The organism is Methylobacterium sp. J-118 (genome assembly GCF_057836565.1).
In genome coordinates this window covers 5,495,958-5,512,302 of the sequence record NZ_JBYQFA010000001.1, presented here as the reverse complement: position 1 = coordinate 5,512,302, position 16,345 = coordinate 5,495,958, and the positions used below count along the sequence as shown (strand labels likewise).

Below are 16,345 nucleotides of genomic sequence, written 5' to 3'. Positions count from 1 at the left end.
GGGGCGACCAAACCCGCTCGCCGTCTCCTACAGATCCCCCAGCGCCAGCTGGCCCTGATTGCGCGCCTTCGGGGCCGCCGTCTTCCGCTCCTTGGGACGCGCCGCGGCGGCGGGCTTCTTCGGCTTCGGGTCGCCGCGCATCCGGGCGACCGCCCTGTCGCGGGCCACCGCCTCCGGGGCGCTCGGATCGTCGGTCAGCCACTTGCCGCGCTTGATCACCTCGTTCACCCGGCCCTGATTGACCCCGACCTTGAAGGCGATCTCCTGCTGGGTCATGCCGGTCGTCGCATGCAGGTCCAGGATTGATCGGGCCAGCTCCGGAGTCATCTTCTGGCCGGTCAAACGCCGGGCCGGCTTGACCGTGCGGGTCGCGCGGTCGCGTTCGCGCAGGCGCTCCAGGAGCGCCAGCGCCATGTTCATGCCGTGCTCGCGCAGGGCTTCCTCGAATTCCTTCAGGGTCGCCATCGGCGCCATCCTCCGCCGGGCTCAGGGGCCGGTACTGGTGCGAGAACGTGCCGGGAACGCGACCATTGCGCAAGCACCCGGGACGGGCGCCCGCCCCCGTGTCGGTGGACGGACGGTGTCATCCACCGGAAATGGCGCCGGACCGCCGCCCCTGGTGTCCCCGCGGCGGCTCGGCTACAGGGGGCCGACCCGTTCCGGCAGCGCCAGCCCGCACACGATGATCAGCCCGATCCGCACCGTCGTCCCCGGCGAGACGCAGGGCTCCCTGGCCCGGGAGCTGGAGGCCGGGGCGGTGCTGCTGTTCCCGGACCTGCCCTTCCCGTTCAGCGATTTCGAGCGCCGGTTCACCGCGCGGCCCTTCGCGGACGGCAAGGCCAAGAACGTCAGCATCCGCGGTGAGGCCGCAGAGCTGCGCGGGGCGGCCGGCACCCCGGAGGAGCAGGAGGCCCTGCGCCAGCTCCTGATCCGGTACCGCGCCTTCGCCCGGGACCTGATCGGCACCTACCTGCCCGGTTACGCCGACCGGGTCAGCCTCGCCGGCACCTCCTACCGCCCCTTCGACGTGGATCAACGCAAGCTCAGCTGGCGGCGCGACGACACCCGGCTCCACGTCGACGCCTTCCCGTCGAACCCGATCGGCGAGAAGCGGATCCTGCGGGTGTTCCGCAACATCAACCCGTCGGGCGAGCCGCGCCGCTGGCGCGTCGGCGAGGATTTCGGGTCGATGGCCCAAAAATTCCTGCCGCGGCTGCCGGGCTACGCGCCGCTCCCGGCCCGCCTGCTCGCGGCCTTGCGCATCACCAAGGCCAAGCGCTCGGAATACGACCACCTGATGCTGCACCTGCACGACGCCCTCAAGCAGGACGAGACCTACCAGGTCGAGGCCCCCCAGGCCGACGTGGAATTCCAGCCCGGCGCGACCTGGGTGACCTTCTCGGACCTCGTGATGCACGGGGCCATGGGCGGCCGCTACATGCTGGAACAGACTGCCTACCTGCCGGTCACCGCCCAGGCCGACCCGTCCTTGAGCCCGCAGCGCATCCTGGCGGCCAAGCTCGGCCGCCCCCTTCGGACCTGAGAGAGGAACGTCACACCATGATCCTCGAAATCGCGCAGATCGAGATCAAGCCGGGTATGGAAGCCGCGTTCGAGGCGGGCATCACCGAGGCCTCCGCCATCTTCAGGCAGGCCAAGGGCTGCCGGGCCTTCGAGGTGCGGCGCTCGATCGAGCATCCGCAGCGCTACCGGTTGATGATCCACTGGGACACGCTGGAGGCCCACACCAAGGACTTCACCGGCTCGCAACCCTGGCAGGATTACCGCGCCCTGGTCTCCCATTGCTTCGCCGGGCCGGTGGCGGTCGAGCATACCGAGCAGGTCCTGAAGGCGTTCTGAGCGGCCCCGATCGGGTCCCCGGGGCCCGAAGCATTGCGGCGCCCTCCGCCGGTGCTAGGCTCCCGGGCGACGGCCCCGGGAGCGAATCATCGGGGAGGCGACACTTCGGGGACAGGCTCGGGGGACAGGCTGATGGCGCGACTCGGACGGCTCGCGGGTGTCCTGCTTCTGCTCGGATGCGCCGCCGCGCCGGCCCTCGCCCAGACCGCGCCGGCGGCCCGCACCGCCCCGCGGCCGGCGGCCGCCGCGCCGTTCTCCAAAACCTTCGTCCGGACCGACCTCGCCAGCGAGGCGATCCGCCTCGAGACGGCGCTCAAGGGGGAGGCCGGCGGTCCGCTCCGGCCGGCCGGCCCGTCCCGCGCCGCCGGCCAGGCGCTGCTCGCCGCCGACAAGCCGGACGAGGCCCTCGCGCCGCTCGCTGCCGCGGTGACGGCCGACCCGGCCGATCCGCGCAACTGGCAGGCCTACGCGCGCGCGGCCGCCGCGGCCGCCCCCACGCTGGACGAGAACGACGATCAGGGCCGGGCGCGCCTGCGCGATCGGGCGACGGCCGCCGCCTACCGCGCCTACGAGCGCGCCGCTTCGGCCAGCGACGCCGCGGCGTCCCTGGCGCTGCTGGGCGCCACGCAGGCCGAGCAGGAACTCTGGCGCCCGGCCCTCGATGCCTACGCGGCGAGCCTGGCGCTGGCCGACGACGGTGCCGTCCGCGCGACCTACGAGACGCTGCGGGCCGCGCACGGCTTCCGCATCCTCGCCTACACGGTCGATGCCGACGGGGCGGCCCCGCGCGCCTGTTTCACCTTCTCGGAAGCCGTGAAGCCCAAGACCGATTTCGCCCCCTTCGTGGCCGTGTCGGGCAGCAGCGCGGCCGCGGTGACCGGGGAGGGCTCCCAGATCTGCGTCGACGGGCTCAGGCATGGCGGTCGCTACGCCATCGTCCTGCGCCAGGGCCTGCCCTCGGCGATCGGCGAGAGCCTGCTCAAGGCTGCCGACTACGAGATCTACGTGCGCGACCGCGCCCCGCAGGTGCGCTTCACCGGCCGCAACTACGTCCTGCCGCGCACGGGCCAGGCGGGGGTGCCCCTGGTCACGGTGAACGCCGCCAAGCTCGACGTCGAGGTGCTGCGCATCGGCGACCGCGGCCTGCTGCCGACCCTGCGCTCCGAGGATTTCCTCGGTCAGCTCAGCGGCGCCACCGCCCGGACGATCGCGTCCGAGAAGGGCGTGCGCGTCTGGACGGGCACCCTCGACACCGCCACGGCCGAACTGAACCAGGAGGCGGTCACCGCCTTCCCGGTCCTGCAGGCCGTGGGCAAGCTCGAGCCCGGGATCTACGTGATGCTGGCCCGGCCCACCGGCACGGCCGCGTCGGACGACGCGGGCTACGCCACCCAGGCGACCCAGTGGTTCGTGGTCTCGGATCTGGGACTGACCGCGACCAAGGGCCGGGACGGGGTCCACGTGGTCCTGCGCTCGCTCGCCTCCGCGCAGGTCATGCCGGGCGCCGAGATCCGGCTGATCGCCCGCAACAACGAGGTGCTGGGCACGCGCACGACGGACGCGCAGGGGCACGCCGCCTTCGATCCGGGGCTGGCGCGCGGGGAGGGCGGGACGGCGCCGAGCCTCGTGGTCGCCCAACGGGGCGACGATTACAGCTTCCTCGACCTCAACCTCGGCGCCTTCGACCTCACCGACCGCGGCGTGAAGGGCCGGCCCGAGGCCGGCGGCCTCGACGCCTACCTGTTCCCGGAGCGCGGGGTCTACCGGACGGGCGAGACCGTCCAGCTCACCGCCCTCCTGCGCGACTCCCGCGGCGCGGCGGTCCCGGACCTGCCGCTGACCCTGGTGGTGAAGCGGCCGGACGGCGTCGAGTACCGGCGCGTCTCGGTGCCCGACCAGGGGCTCGGCGGCCGGGCGCTGCCGCTGCCGCTCCTGTCGGGCTCCATGCACGGCACCTGGCGGGTCACCGCCTACACCGACCCGAAGGCGCCCGCGATCGGCGAGACCAGCTTCCTCGTGGAGGATTACGTCCCCGAGCGGCTGGAGGTGAGCCTCAAGCCCCGGCAGCCGGCCCTGCGCCGGGGCGAGGCGGCGCAGGTCGACGTCGCCGCGCGCTACCTCTACGGCGCCCCGGGGGCGGATCTCGACGTGTCGGGCAGCGTCGTGGTCCAGGCCGCCGCGGCGAGCGGCATCGCGGGGCTTGAGGGCTATGCCATCGGCCTCGACGACGAGGCCGTCGAGCCGGTCACGCAGGAGCTTCAGGACCGCGCGACCACCGACGCGCGGGGCGCCGCCGCCGTGACGGTGCCGGTGCCGGTGGTTGCCGCACCGCGCGCCCTGGAGGCGAAGATCACCCTGGCGGTGGGGGAGCCCGGCGGCCGGGCCCTGTCGCGCAGCCTGACCCTGCCGATCCTTCCGGATCATCCGGTGCTGGCCCTGCGCAAGGGCTTCGCGGATCTCAAGGACGGCGGGATCGCGGGGTTCGACGTGGTGCTCGCGACGCCCGAGGGGGCGCTCCTTGCCCGGCCGGGGGTGAGCTGGACCCTGTCGCGGATCGACCAGTCCTATCAATGGTACCGGGCGGACGGGCGCTGGTCGTTCGAGGCGGTCAAGACGGCCCGGCGGGTGGCCGACGGCACCGTCGATCTGAAGGCCGGCGCGCCGGGCCGGATCGAGGCCCCGGTGAGCCTCGGCCGCTACCGCCTGGAGGTCTCGGCCCCGGGCGCCCCCGAGGCGGGCGCGAGCCTCGGTTTCGAGGTGGGCTGGGGCGGCTCGGAGACTGCGGACGCGCCCGACCTCCTCGACCTGACCCTCGACAAACCCGCCTACGCGGCCGGCGACACGCTGCGGGCCAGGCTGAGCCCGAAGTTCAGGGGGCAGGCCAGCCTGATGGTGGTCAGCGACCGGGTGCACGAGACCCTGGAGGTCGGCGTGCCGGAGGGCGGCACCACGGTCAACCTGCCGGTGAAGGCCGAATGGGGCGCGGGCGCCTATCTGGTGGCCACCGCCTACCGGCCCCTCGACCAGGCGGCCAAGCGCCTGCCCGGCCGGGCGCTGGGGCTGGCGTGGTTCTCGGTGGACCGGGCGCGGCGCAGCCTCGGCGTCGCCGTGACGGCGCCCGAGCGGGCACGCCCGCGCCAGGACCTGACCCTGCCGGTCCAGCTCAGCGGGCTGAAGGCCGGCGAGCCGGCGCGGATCACCGTGGCCCTGGTCGATGTCGGCATCCTCAACCTGACCCGCTACGCGGCGCCGGATCCGACCCAGTACTTCCTCGGCCAGAGGGCGCTGGGGCCGGAATTCCGCGACCTCTACGGCTACCTGATCGACGGCATGCAGGGCTCGGCCGGGGCGATCCGCTCCGGCGGCGACGCGGGCGGCGCCGAACTCGCCGATTCGCCCCCGACCCAGGCGCCGCTGGCCCTGTATTCCGGCGTCGTGACCGTGGGGCCGGACGGGGCGGCCACCGTCACCTTCCCGCTCCCGGCCTTCAACGGCACCGGCCGCGTGATGGTCACCGCCTGGAGCGGCGACCGGGTCGGGCAGGCCCAGGCCGACGTGATCATCCGCGATCCGGTCGTGCTCGCGGCGACGCTGCCGCGCTTCCTCGACACCGGCGACCGCTCGCGCCTGTTCGTGGCCCTCGACAACGTCGAGGGGCAGGCGGGCGACTACACGGTCGATCTCAGCCCGGCGGGCCCGGTCGTGGTCGGCGCCGGCGCCCTGCGGCAGACGCTGCGGCTGGAGGCCGGGGCCAAGGGCCAGTTCGCGATCCCGCTCACCGCCGCCGGCCCGGGCACCGTCCGGCTCGACCTCGCCCTGTCGGGCCCCGGGCTGACCGCGCCGCTGAGCCAGAGCTTCGCCCTCGGGATCTCCCCGGGGACCGGCGCCCTGCTGCGCCGCTCGGTGCGCAGCCTCGCCCCCGGGGCGGGTCTGACGCTGACGCCGGATCTCCTCGCCGACCTGCAGCCCGGGACCGGCAGCGTCTCCCTCTCGGCCACGCCCCTGACGGGGGTCGACGTCGCGGCCCTGCTCCGGGCGCTCGACCGCTACCCCTACGGATGTTCCGAGCAGGTGGTGAGCCGGGCGATGCCGCTGCTCTACGTCAACAAGCTCGCCGCCCTGGAGAAGCTCGCCCTCGACGCGGGCGCGGACGAGCGGGTGCGCGAGTCGGTCGAGCGGCTCCTCGCCCGCCAGGATTCGAGCGGCGATTTCGGCCTGTGGTCGGCGCAGGGGTCGGGCGACCTGTGGCTCGACGCCTACGTGACCGATTTCCTCACCCGCGCCCGGGAGCGCAACGTCCCGGTGCCGCAGAAGGCGTTCGCGCAGGCGCTCGACTACCTGCGCAACGCCGTGGCCAACGCCACCGAGGTGCGCAACGGCGGTGCCGACCTCGCCTACGCGGCCTATGTGCTCGCCCGGAACGGCCGGCCGGTGATGGGCGACCTGCGCTACCTCGCCGACACAAAGCTCGCCGCCTTCTCGTCGGCGCTGGGACGGGCGCAGCTCGCCGCCGCCCTGGCGCTGCTCGGCGACCGGGGCCGGGCCGCCCGGGCGATGGATTCGGCCCTCGCCGTGCTGCGCGGCGAACGGGACAGGGGCCTGTACCGCACCGATTACGGCTCCCGCCTGCGCGACGGGGCCGGGCTGATCACCCTGGCGGCCGAGAGCGGGCTCACCCAGGCGGCCCTGGGCCCGGTGGTGGCGGTGCTCGGCGAGGAGCAGCAGGCCGAACGGGTGACGAGCACGCAGGAGAATGCCTGGCTGGTGCTCGCCGCCGAGAGCCTGTCCAACGAGGGCGGCGCCCTGTCGTTCACCCTGGACGGCGCGCCCCAGACCGGGATGCTCGCCCGGGTCTACCGGGAGGCGGGCCTGGGCGACCGGGGCGTGCAGCTGGTCAATACCGGCCGCGGCCCCGTGCAGGTCGCCGTGACCGTCAACGGCAGCCCCCTGGCGCCGGAGCCGGCGGCGGCGCAGGGCTACACGATCGAGCGGAGCTTCCACCGCCTCGACGGCAGCCCCGTCGATCCGGCGGGCGGCCTGCGCCAGAACGACCGGCTCGTGGTGGTGCTCAAGGTCACCGAGGCCAAGGCGGAGGCCGCGCGCCTCCTGCTGGTCGATCCCCTGCCGGCCGGCCTGGAGATCGACAATCCGAAGCTGCTGGACGCCGACGCGCTCCAGGGGCTGGCCTTCGCCAAGTCCGACGTGCAGCCGGTCCACACCGAGTTCCGCGACGACCGGTTCGTCGCGGCCTACGACCTCGATCCGGGCCAATCGGCCTTCTTCACCGTGGCCTACACGGTCCGGGCGGTCTCACCCGGGACCTACGTGCATCCGGGGGCCACCGTGGAGGACATGTACCGCCCGGCCCGGTTCGGCCGGACTGCCTCGGGGAGCGTGACGGTCGGGGCGGTGAAGTAGGGCGCGCAAGCACACGCTCCGGGGCCGCCGCGCCCGTACGGGCTTCCAGAGGGCGTGCCGTTTGGCCGGGGGGGTGTCGGGGCGGAGCCCTGCACCCACGAAAGGTCTCGACCTTTCGAAACTGTGAGCGGTTCAGTCGTCGGCGCCGGCGTAGAAGCTCTCTACGCCGAGACCCTCCTCCTGCATCAGCCGGGCGCGGGCGCGCAGCTTCTCGGTCTCGCTCTTGAGCTGGCCGCAGGCCGCCAGGATGTCCCGGCCCCGGGGCGTGCGCACCGGCGAGGCGTAGCCGGCGTTGAACACGATCTCGGAGAAGCGCTCGATCCGGTCCCAGTCGGAGCATTCGTAGCGGCTGCCCGGCCAGGGGTTGAACGGGATCAGGTTGATCTTGGCCGGGATGCCCTTGAGCAGGCGGACCAGCTCCCGGGCATCCGCGTCGGAATCGTTGACGCCCTTCAGCATCACGTACTCGAAGGTGATCCGGCGGGCGTTGCTCAGCCCCGGATAGGTCCGGCAGGCCTCGAGCAGTTCGGCGATCGGGTATTTCCGGTTGAGCGGCACCAGCTCGTCGCGCAGGTCGTCGCGCACCGCGTGGAGCGAGATCGCCAGCATGGCGTTGGCCGCCTCGCCGAGGCGGGGGATCTGCGGCACCACCCCGGAGGTCGAGACCGTGATCCGACGCCGGGACAGGCCGAGCCCCTCCTGATCCGACATCACCGCCACCGCGTCGACCACGGCGTCGAGGTTGTACAGGGGCTCGCCCATGCCCATGAACACGACGTTGGTCACGAGCCGGCCGACCTCGCCGGCCCCGCCCGCGTCGCGGCTCGGCATCTGGCCGGGCCAGTCGCCGAGCTCGTCCCGGGCGGTGACGAGCTGCTGCACGATCTCGGCGGCCGAGAGGTTGCGCACGAGGCGCTGCGTGCCGGTGTGGCAGAACGAGCAGGTGAGGGTGCAGCCGACCTGGCTCGACACGCAGAGCGTGCCCCGGTCCGGGCCCGGGATGTAGACGCACTCGATCTCGGCGCCGCGGTTGTGCTCCTGCGGGTTGGTCGGCGCCATGCGCAGCAGCCACTTGCGGGTGCCGTCGCGGGAGACCTGACGGCTCGCCACCTCGGGGCGTTCCAGGGTGAAGTGCTCGGCGAGCTGCGCCTTCAGGGCCTTGCCGACATTGGTCATGGCGGCGAAGTCGCTCGCCCCGCGGAAATTGACCCAGTGCCAGATCTGGCCGGCGCGCATCCGGCTCTCGCGCTCGGGCACGCCCATGCCGACGAGCTGCGCCTTGAGGGCATCGCGGGTGAGGCCGACCAGGGATGGCCGCCGGCTGGGCAGCGCCTCCGGCTGGAGGTCGGGGGCCTTCTCGATCGCGGCCTCGGCCGCGCGGGCGCTGTCGAGCGACGGCGTCGCCATGGCGTTCAAACAATCCGTGCGATGGGAAAGACTTCGGTATACGCGATCGCACCGGCGAACGCGAATGCGCCCGGCCCACGGGTGACCCGACCGGGCGCGATGGCAAACGGGCACGCAAAAGGGCGCCCGCAGGCGCCCCGATCCGTCTCGCGAAGTCCCGATAAACTCAGGCGGCGGCGGTCTTCACCGGGACGCCCTTCTCGGCCAGGAAGGTCTGCAGTTCGCCGGACTGGAACATCTCCCGGGTGATGTCGCAGCCGCCGACGAACTCGCCCTTCACGTAGATCTGCGGGATGGTCGGCCAGTTCGAGAAGGCCTTGATGCCCTCGCGGATTTCCTGGTCGGCCAGCACGTTCACGCCCTTGAACGGCACGCCGAGGTAATTGAGGATCTGCACCACCTGCCCCGAGAAGCCGCATTGCGGCATCTGCGGCGTGCCCTTCATGAACACCACCACGTCCTGGGAGGTGATCTCGTTCTGGATGGTCGTGTTGGCGTCGGTCATCACTCTATCCTCAGTTCTACGGTCTCGTATGTGCGGTCTCAATCAGCGGCGTGCAACCGAGGCGGCGATCGTTCGCAGCGCACGATCGATATCGAAATGGTCCGACAGAAGGTCCTCGGGCACGATCGGGCACGCCTCCGGCAACCCCGGAAGAAGCTGATTCCCATAGGCACCGAGACCAGCCTCCGCGGTCGTGACCGCAGATTTCCAGATCCTGGGCCAGTTCAACCTCTGCCGCATAGACGCCTCGTAGGCATTCCAGGCCGTGATCTGAAATGTCGCGATCTCTTCCCTCCAATGCAAGCTTGATGGGGCGAGGGGCGCGGAGGCGCGCTTCAGGAGGTGGGCGAGCGTCTGGATCAGCAGTCCCTCGACCGCCCGCAAATGGGATCGCCCCACGCTTTCGATCTCCTCGGCGACGTTCTCCCAATCGAGTGCATTCGACAGATCGCCTCGGGTTCCGAGGGCGCGCAGAGCCGCCGCCTGCTCCTCGGCCCAGGTCACGATATCGTCGTCGTAGAGACTCGGTCGGTCCATCGGGAGCGCTCCCGCAAGAAGGCTCAATCCTGCGGGACGCCCGTGGTCAGCGCAAGGGCGTGGAGCACGCCGCCCATCCGGCCCTGGAGGGCGCCGTAGACCATCTGGTGCTGGGCGACCCGGGTTTTGCCCTTGAAGGCCGACGACAGGACCGTCGCCGCGTAGTGGTCGCCGTCGCCCGCGAGGTCGCGGATCTCGACCTGCGCGTCCGGCAGGGCCTCGCGGATCATGCGCTCGATCTCGCCCGCATCCATCGGCATCGGGAAATTCCTTGGGTCGGGGGTTCAGGACGCCGGAGCCGCCGGCTGGCTCGCCATGTAGGCGGGCAGCCAGCCCTCGTGCGCCGCGGTGAGGTCGGCCAGCGATATGGTCTCGCCGCCCGGCAGGGTCAAACGGTCGGAGCCGGTGACGCCCACGGAAGCCGCCTCGACACCCTGGGCCGCGGCGGCGGCGAGGAGGTCGCTGGCGGCCTCCGGCTTCACAGCCAGCAGGTAGCGGCCCTGGTCCTCGCCGAACAGGTAGGCGTGGGCTGCCAGATCCACCGGCACGTCGGGCAGCGCCGCGCCGAGGCGGCCCGCCATCGCCATCTCGGCGAGCGCCACCGCGAGGCCGCCATCCGAGAGATCGTGAACCGTGTCGACGGTGCCCGCGAGGATCAGGCCGCGGACGAAGTCGCCGTTGCGGCGCTCGAGCGCCAGATCCACCGGCGGCGGCGCGCCCTCCTCGCGGCCTTCGATCACCGACAGGTAGGCGGACTGGCCGAGCCAGCCCTCGCCGGCGCCGATCAGCACCAGCACGTCGCCCTCCCGCTTGAGGGCGATCGTGGCGTGGCGCGCCACGTCGTCGAGGACGCCGACGCCGCCGATGGTCGGGGTCGGCAGGATGCCGACGCCGTTGGTCTCGTTGTAGAGCGACACGTTGCCGGACACGACCGGGAAGTCGAGCGCCCGGCAGGCCTCGCCGATCCCCTGGAGGCAGCCGACGAGCTGGCCCATCACCTCGGGCTTCTCCGGGTTGCCGAAGTTCAGGTTGTCGGTGATGGCGAGCGGCCTGGCGCCGACCGCGGTGATGTTGCGCCACGCCTCGGCCACGGCCTGCCGGCCGCCCTCGACCGGGTCGGCCTCGCAGTAGCGCGGGGTGACGTCACAGGTCAGCGCGAGGCCCTTCGGCCCGTCCTCGACCCGCACGATGGCGGCGTCGCCCCCGGGCTTCTGCACGGTGTTGCCCAGGATGAAGTGGTCGTACTGCTCGAACACCCAGCGCTTGGACGCCAGGTCGGGCGAGCCGACGAGGCGCTTCAGCGCGTCGGTCAGCGAGGCCGGGGCCGGGACCTCGGAGGCCGCGAGCACCGGCAGGTGGGTGTTGGCCAGGTGCGGCCGGTCGTAGAGCGGCGCCTCGTCGCCGAGTTCCTTGATCGGCAGGTCGGCCACGGTCTCCCCGTGCCACTTGACCACGAAGCGCAGCGTGTCGGTGGTCCGGCCGATCACCGCGAAATCGAGGCCCCACTTCACGAAGATCGCCTCGGCCTCGGCCTCCATGCCGGGCTTGAGCACCATGAGCATCCGCTCCTGGCTCTCAGACAGCATCATCTCGTAGGGGGTCATGCCCTCCTCGCGAGCCGGCACCTTGTCGATGTCGAGTTCGACGCCGAGGTCGCCCTTGGCGCCCATCTCCACCGCCGAGCAGGTCAGCCCGGCCGCGCCCATATCCTGGATGGCGATGACCGCCCCCGAGGCCATCAGCTCCAGGCAGGCCTCCAGCAGCAGCTTCTCGGCGAAAGGATCGCCGACCTGCACGGTCGGGCGCTTCGATTCGGTGGCCTCGTCGAACTCGGCCGACGCCATGGTGGCGCCGTGGATGCCGTCGCGGCCGGTCTTGGAGCCGAGATAGACGATCGGGTTCCCGATTCCGGCGGCGGCCGCGTAGAAGATCCCGTCGGTGCGGGCGAGGCCCACCGCCATGGCGTTGACCAGGATGTTGCCGTCGTAGCGCCGGTGGAAGCCGGTCAGGCCGCCGACGGTGGGCACGCCGAAGGAGTTGCCGTAGCCGCCGACCCCCGCCACGACCCCGGAGACGAGGGCGCGGGTGCGCGGATGGTCGGGGGAGCCGAAGCGCAGGGCGTTGAGGGCCGCGATCGGCCGCGCGCCCATGGTGAACACGTCGCGCAGGATACCGCCGACGCCGGTCGCCGCGCCCTGGTAGGGCTCGATGTAGCTTGGGTGGTTGTGGCTCTCCATCTTGAAGACGCAGGCCAGCCCGTCGCCGATGTCGATGACGCCCGCGTTCTCGCCCGGCCCCTGGATCACGTGTGGGCCCGAGGTCGGCAGCCCGCGCAGATGCTTGCGGGAGGACTTGTACGAACAGTGCTCGTTCCACATCGCCGAGACGATGCCGAGTTCGGTCAGCGTCGGATCGCGCCCAATCAGGCCGCGGAAGCGCGCGTACTCGTCCGGCGTCAGTCCATGCTGGGCCACGAGCTCGGGGGTGATGGGAACGTCGTTGCGGAACATGCGGCGGTCTCGGCAGGAAGCGGCCCGTCCCGGGAGACGCGTGCCGCGGCGAGCCCGAACCGGGCGGGGATCCAGGCTGCCCCGGCTCTAGAGCGGAAGCGCCCGCGCTGGCAACATCCCGGGGCCGATCGAGGGCGGACGGGGGTGGATCGCCACGGCCGGGCGGGGTTGTCCGGGGCGCGTCTCGGCCCCCTGCGGTCAGAGTTCGGCTTCGCCGTCCGTGCCCGGAGCGTGCCCCCGGCATCGGGCCGCGAGGGCATGCACCGGCTCCGGTCCCGTCACCAGATCGAGATAGTCGAACCCGCTGCCGCTCTGGCTCGCCATGAGCAGCTGGAAGTGCATCTGGAACAGGTTCCACTGGCGCCGGCGGACGTCGGCGCCGGTGATGAGATCGCTGATCATCACCCCGAGCACGGCCGGGCGCCCGGGATCGGGGGGGACGAGGCCGCAGGCCGCGAGCGGGTGGCCCTGATGGATCGACAGCCAGTCCCAGGGCGCGCGCAGGTCGAGCCAGCGGATCTGCGCCGCCCGCCCGAAGCGCAGGAGTGCATCCCGGAATCCCTGGGCGGCCGGGTCGAGGCCGAGCCACGGGATGACGCTGCCCATGCTCACGAAGGTGACCGGCGTCCCGCCGCGGCCGAAGCCGGGGGCATGGGCGAGCACCCGGTCCAGCACCTCAATGCCGAGGAAGCTCGACGAGGAATGGCCGACCACCACCACCTCGTCGGCCTCATGCTCCGCGGCCCTGATGCGCGCCGCGAAGGCGTCGAGCCGGGGGGCGATCTCGGGCGCCGCCCCGGCCGCGTAGGCGTGGGTGAAGGCGGTGTCGTCCACGAGGTGCGCGACGTAGAAGGGCTTGCCGCGGGTCGCCCGCATCAGCCCCGCCAGGATCGCGTAGGCGAGGGGCGGCACCGCCAGGAGCGGCCAGGGCTGGAGCGCGGCCGGCGCCAGGGTCGCGAGGCCCCAGGCCGCGCCGAGGCTCAGCAGGACGAGCGCGCCGTAGATGGCGTGGACGCCATAAATCACCGTGAAGAAGCGCCAGCCGTTCCGGCGCAGGTCGGCCATGTAGCCCGACCGCCACAGCCGCCAGAGCAGCACCGGGACGCCCGTCAGCCGCGCCCAGCCGGATTGCGGGAAGCGCGCGCGGACGACGTCGTCCCAGCGCAGGAGGACGTAGCGGGTGGAGACGCCGCGCGCCCGCACCGTCCAGGCGAGCGCGATCCCGTCCGCCGAACGGACCGGATCGCCCACCGCGATGGCGGCGCCGCGGCGCGCCGCGGTGAGACGGGCCTCGCGGCGGAACAGGCCCCAATAGGTCTCGGGTTCGCGCGGGTCGAAGCCCGGCAGGTAGAACACGATGCGGGAGGTCAGCGTCCGCGGATCGCGCGCGACCGACGGGGCCGCGGTTTCGCCGGGGCGCGGGGCCTCGGCGACGGGCACTTCTATCGAGATGACGGGTCCGATCGATTCGGTTGAGAGGCGGGCGCCCTGCCTACACGAACCGGCCCGGCGCGCCGAGGGCGATCGTCCTCCGATCCGGTCCTACGCCGCCGGCGGCTGGGCCAGGAACTCGGCGACCGCCGTCACGAACCGTTCGCCGTAGGCCTCGCGCTTGCGCTCGCCGACCCCGTGGACCGCGCGCAGGGCCCAGAGGTCGACGGGCTTCTGACGGGCCATCTCGATGAGCGTCCGGTCGGGGAAGACCATGAAGGCCGCGATGCCCTCGGCCCGGGCCAGCGTGGCGCGCAGCCCGCGCAGGTGCTGGAACAGGGCCTCGTCGGCCTCGGAGAGGGTGCTCTCGCCATCCTCGCGCGGCGCGGCCCGGCGGCGCTCGCGCGATTCGGCCTTCAGCTCCGGATCCGGGCGGAGCTGGACCGGCTCCCGCCCGTACAGGATCGCCTCGCCCTTCTCGGTCATGGACAGGCCGCCGTAGCCGTCGGCATTCTCGGCGATGGCCCCGGCGGCGAAGAGCTGGCGCAGGATCGCACGCCAGGCCGCCACCGGCTTGTCGGCACCGACCCCGAAGGTCTTCAGGCTCGCATGTCCGTTGCGGCGGATCGGCTCGCTCTCCTTCCCGTGGACCACGTCGCAGATATAGGCCGCGCCGAAGCGCTGGCCGGTGCGGACGATGGCCGAGAGGATCTTCTGCGCCGGGACCGTCCCGTCCACCAGGGTGACGCCGCCGCGGCACAGGTCGCAGCGGCCGCAGGCGCCGCTCGTCTCGCCGAAATAGGCGAGGAGCGACTGACGCCGGCAGGTCGCGCCCTCGCACAGGGTGATCATCGCCTCGAGCTTGCGCCGCTCGACCCGGCGGCGCTCGTCGGAGATCTCCTTCTCGTCGATCTGGCGGCGGCGGAGCGCCATGTCGTCCAGGCCGTAGAGGGTGAGCGTGTCGGCGGGCAGTCCGTCGCGGCCGGCGCGGCCGATCTCCTGATAGTAGCCCTCGACGTTGTTGGGCATGTCGGCGTGGCAGACGAAGCGCACGTCGGGCTTGTTGATGCCCATGCCGAAGGCGATCGTGGCGGTCATCACCACCCCGTCCTCCTGGAGGAACCGGTCCTGGTTCCGCATCCGCGTCCCCTGATCGAGGCCAGCATGGTAGGGCAGGGCGTCGAACCCGTCCTTCCTGAGGGTCTCGGCGAGCTGCTCGACGCGCTTGCGCGAGGAGCAGTAGATGATCCCGCTCTCCGACCGGCGGTGCTTCAGGAAGCGCTCGATCTGGCGGGCCGGGTTGTCCTTGGGCTGGAAGGTCAGCCGGATGTTCGGCCGGTCGAAGGAATGGACGAAGATCTTCGGCGGCCGGCCCTGCGGGAACAGCCGCTCGGCGATCTCCGTCCGGGTGGCCGCGTCGGCCGTGGCGGTGAGCGCCAGGGTCTGGATGTCGCCGAGCGCGGTCCGGGCCCGGGCGATCTCCCGGTACTCGGGCCGGAAATCGTGGCCCCATTGCGAGACGCAGTGGGCCTCGTCCACCGCAAGGCGCCGGACCCCGGCCCCGCGCAGGGCCTCGATGCAGCCCTCCATCAGCAGGCGCTCGGGGGAGACGAACAGGAGGCGCAGCTCCCCCGACCGCAGGCTGCGCCAGGTCTCGCGCGACTCCGCCTCCGTCACCGTCGAGTTGAGGGTGGCGGCCTCGACGCCGACGCTGCGCATCTGCTGCACCTGGTCGTGCATCAGGGCGATCAGCGGCGACACCACCACGGTCAGGCCCGAATCGATGAGCGCCGGGAGCTGATAGGTCATCGACTTGCCCGAACCCGTGGGCATCACGGCGAAGACATCGTCGCCGTCCAGCACCGCGCCGATCACCTCGTCCTGCCCGGTCCGGAAATCCTCGTAGCCGAACGTCTTCTTCAGCGCGGCGCGGGCCTCGTCGAGGCGGGTCATCGGGATCCTTGTTCGGGGTACGCGCCGCGCTTGCGGCTCTGGTGTGTAGGCACTAGCCTCCCTGCGTCTACACGGAGGCTGTCGTGCCGCTCAACATCCGCAGCGAAGAGGTCAACCAATTGGCCGAGACGCTGGCATCGCGGGCCGGCGTGAGCAAGACCGAAGCGGTGCGAATCGCGCTCGAAAACGAGATCGCGCGGCGCAGCCGACGCGTGCCGCTCGCGGAACGCCTGAAACCCTTGCTCGACAAGATGGATGCCGTACCGCGCACGGGCCTGGAGGCCGACAAGGCGTTCTACGATAGCCTGAACGACGAGTGATGTTCGTCGACGCCTCGGCTCTCGTGGCGATCCTGACGGCCGAGCCGGAGCGTGCCGTCCTGCTGGACTGCCTCGATGGCGCGATGACGCCGCTGACATCGGGCATCGCCGTCTTCGAGACGGTGGTCGCGGTGGCGCGCAAGAAGGCGATCTCCGTGGCAGACGCCGAGACGGAAATCGCCGCGTTCATCCGTATCGCAGGTCTGCGAGTCGTGCCGATTTCGGCGGCGGAATCCGCCCTCGCCCTCACCGCCCATGCCCGTTTCGGCAAGGGCCGCCACCCCGCCCGCCTGAACCTCGGCGACTGCTTCGCCTATGCCTGCGCGCAGGTCCACGGCGTGCCCCTGCTGTTCGTCGGCGATGATTTCCCGCAGACCGATATCCGCTCCGCCCTGACGTAACGC

At 72.1% G+C, this 16,345-nt stretch carries 13 protein-coding genes; 5 read left to right on the top strand and 8 right to left on the bottom strand.

Translation table 11 applies throughout. The features are described from left to right. Positions 1–27: 27 nt before the first annotated feature. Positions 28–465, bottom strand: a complete 438-nt coding sequence (locus AC3IF3_RS26830; RefSeq protein ID WP_243972329.1) for an RNA polymerase subunit sigma-70 — start codon at positions 463–465, stop codon at positions 28–30. Positions 466–682: 217 nt separating this feature from the next. On the opposite strand from AC3IF3_RS26830, the gene kdoO reads away from it, so the two are divergent. The 3 genes from kdoO to AC3IF3_RS26815 all read left to right on the top strand — a co-directional run bounded on the left by kdoO (position 683) and on the right by AC3IF3_RS26815 (position 7,278). After that, entirely contained in the window at positions 683–1,543 is an 861-nt protein-coding gene (gene kdoO / locus AC3IF3_RS26825; protein ID WP_489231375.1) for a Kdo hydroxylase KdoO, read from the top strand. 17 nt (positions 1,544–1,560) lie between these two features. Then, positions 1,561–1,860, top strand: coding sequence for an antibiotic biosynthesis monooxygenase family protein (locus AC3IF3_RS26820; protein WP_243972331.1), 300 nt, complete (start codon positions 1,561–1,563; stop codon positions 1,858–1,860). A 132-nt stretch (positions 1,861–1,992) separates the two neighbouring features. After that, on the top strand, positions 1,993–7,278 hold the full coding sequence (locus AC3IF3_RS26815; protein WP_489230952.1) for an alpha-2-macroglobulin family protein: 5,286 nt from the start codon (positions 1,993–1,995) through the stop codon (positions 7,276–7,278). A gap of 132 nt (positions 7,279–7,410) precedes the next feature. On the opposite strand, the gene rlmN is transcribed toward AC3IF3_RS26815, so the two are convergent. The 7 genes from rlmN to recQ all read right to left on the bottom strand — a co-directional run bounded on the left by rlmN (position 7,411) and on the right by recQ (position 15,621). Further along, a complete protein-coding gene (rlmN, locus tag AC3IF3_RS26810; protein WP_489230951.1) occupies positions 7,411–8,685 on the bottom strand; it encodes a dual-specificity RNA methyltransferase RlmN in 1,275 nt (424 codons plus the stop codon). A 166-nt stretch (positions 8,686–8,851) separates the two neighbouring features. Then, a complete protein-coding gene (gene grxD, locus AC3IF3_RS26805) occupies positions 8,852–9,190 on the bottom strand; it encodes a Grx4 family monothiol glutaredoxin (RefSeq protein WP_243972336.1) in 339 nt (112 codons plus the stop codon). Positions 9,191–9,232: 42 nt separating this feature from the next. Beyond that, complete coding sequence (locus AC3IF3_RS26800; RefSeq protein WP_489230950.1) at positions 9,233–9,727, bottom strand: DUF29 domain-containing protein; 495 nt, start codon at positions 9,725–9,727, stop codon at positions 9,233–9,235. 23 nt (positions 9,728–9,750) lie between these two features. Further along, positions 9,751–9,987 carry a BolA family protein gene (locus AC3IF3_RS26795; protein ID WP_243972339.1) on the bottom strand — a complete coding sequence of 79 codons (237 nt, stop codon included), beginning with the start codon at positions 9,985–9,987 and terminating at the stop codon, positions 9,751–9,753. A 24-nt stretch (positions 9,988–10,011) separates the two neighbouring features. Next, on the bottom strand, positions 10,012–12,237 hold the full coding sequence (gene purL / locus AC3IF3_RS26790; protein ID WP_489230949.1) for a phosphoribosylformylglycinamidine synthase subunit PurL: 2,226 nt from the start codon (positions 12,235–12,237) through the stop codon (positions 10,012–10,014). Positions 12,238–12,435: 198 nt separating this feature from the next. Then, positions 12,436–13,593 (bottom strand): hydrolase, encoded by a 1,158-nt coding sequence (locus AC3IF3_RS26785; RefSeq protein WP_489231374.1) that lies wholly within the window; start codon positions 13,591–13,593, stop codon positions 12,436–12,438. A gap of 186 nt (positions 13,594–13,779) precedes the next feature. Next, entirely contained in the window at positions 13,780–15,621 is a 1,842-nt protein-coding gene (recQ, locus tag AC3IF3_RS26780) for a DNA helicase RecQ (protein WP_489230947.1), read from the bottom strand. Positions 15,622–15,704: 83 nt separating this feature from the next. Here recQ and AC3IF3_RS26775 point away from each other — a divergent pair, with 83 nt between their 5' ends. Both AC3IF3_RS26775 and AC3IF3_RS26770 read left to right on the top strand, forming a co-directional pair. Then, a complete protein-coding gene (locus AC3IF3_RS26775) occupies positions 15,705–15,941 on the top strand; it encodes a type II toxin-antitoxin system VapB family antitoxin (protein ID WP_243939712.1) in 237 nt (78 codons plus the stop codon). Beyond that, on the top strand, positions 15,941–16,342 hold the full coding sequence (locus tag AC3IF3_RS26770) for a type II toxin-antitoxin system VapC family toxin (protein ID WP_489230946.1): 402 nt from the start codon (positions 15,941–15,943) through the stop codon (positions 16,340–16,342). The genes AC3IF3_RS26775 and AC3IF3_RS26770 overlap by 1 nt, the downstream gene beginning before the upstream one ends. The last annotated feature ends 3 nt before the right edge of the window (positions 16,343–16,345 follow it).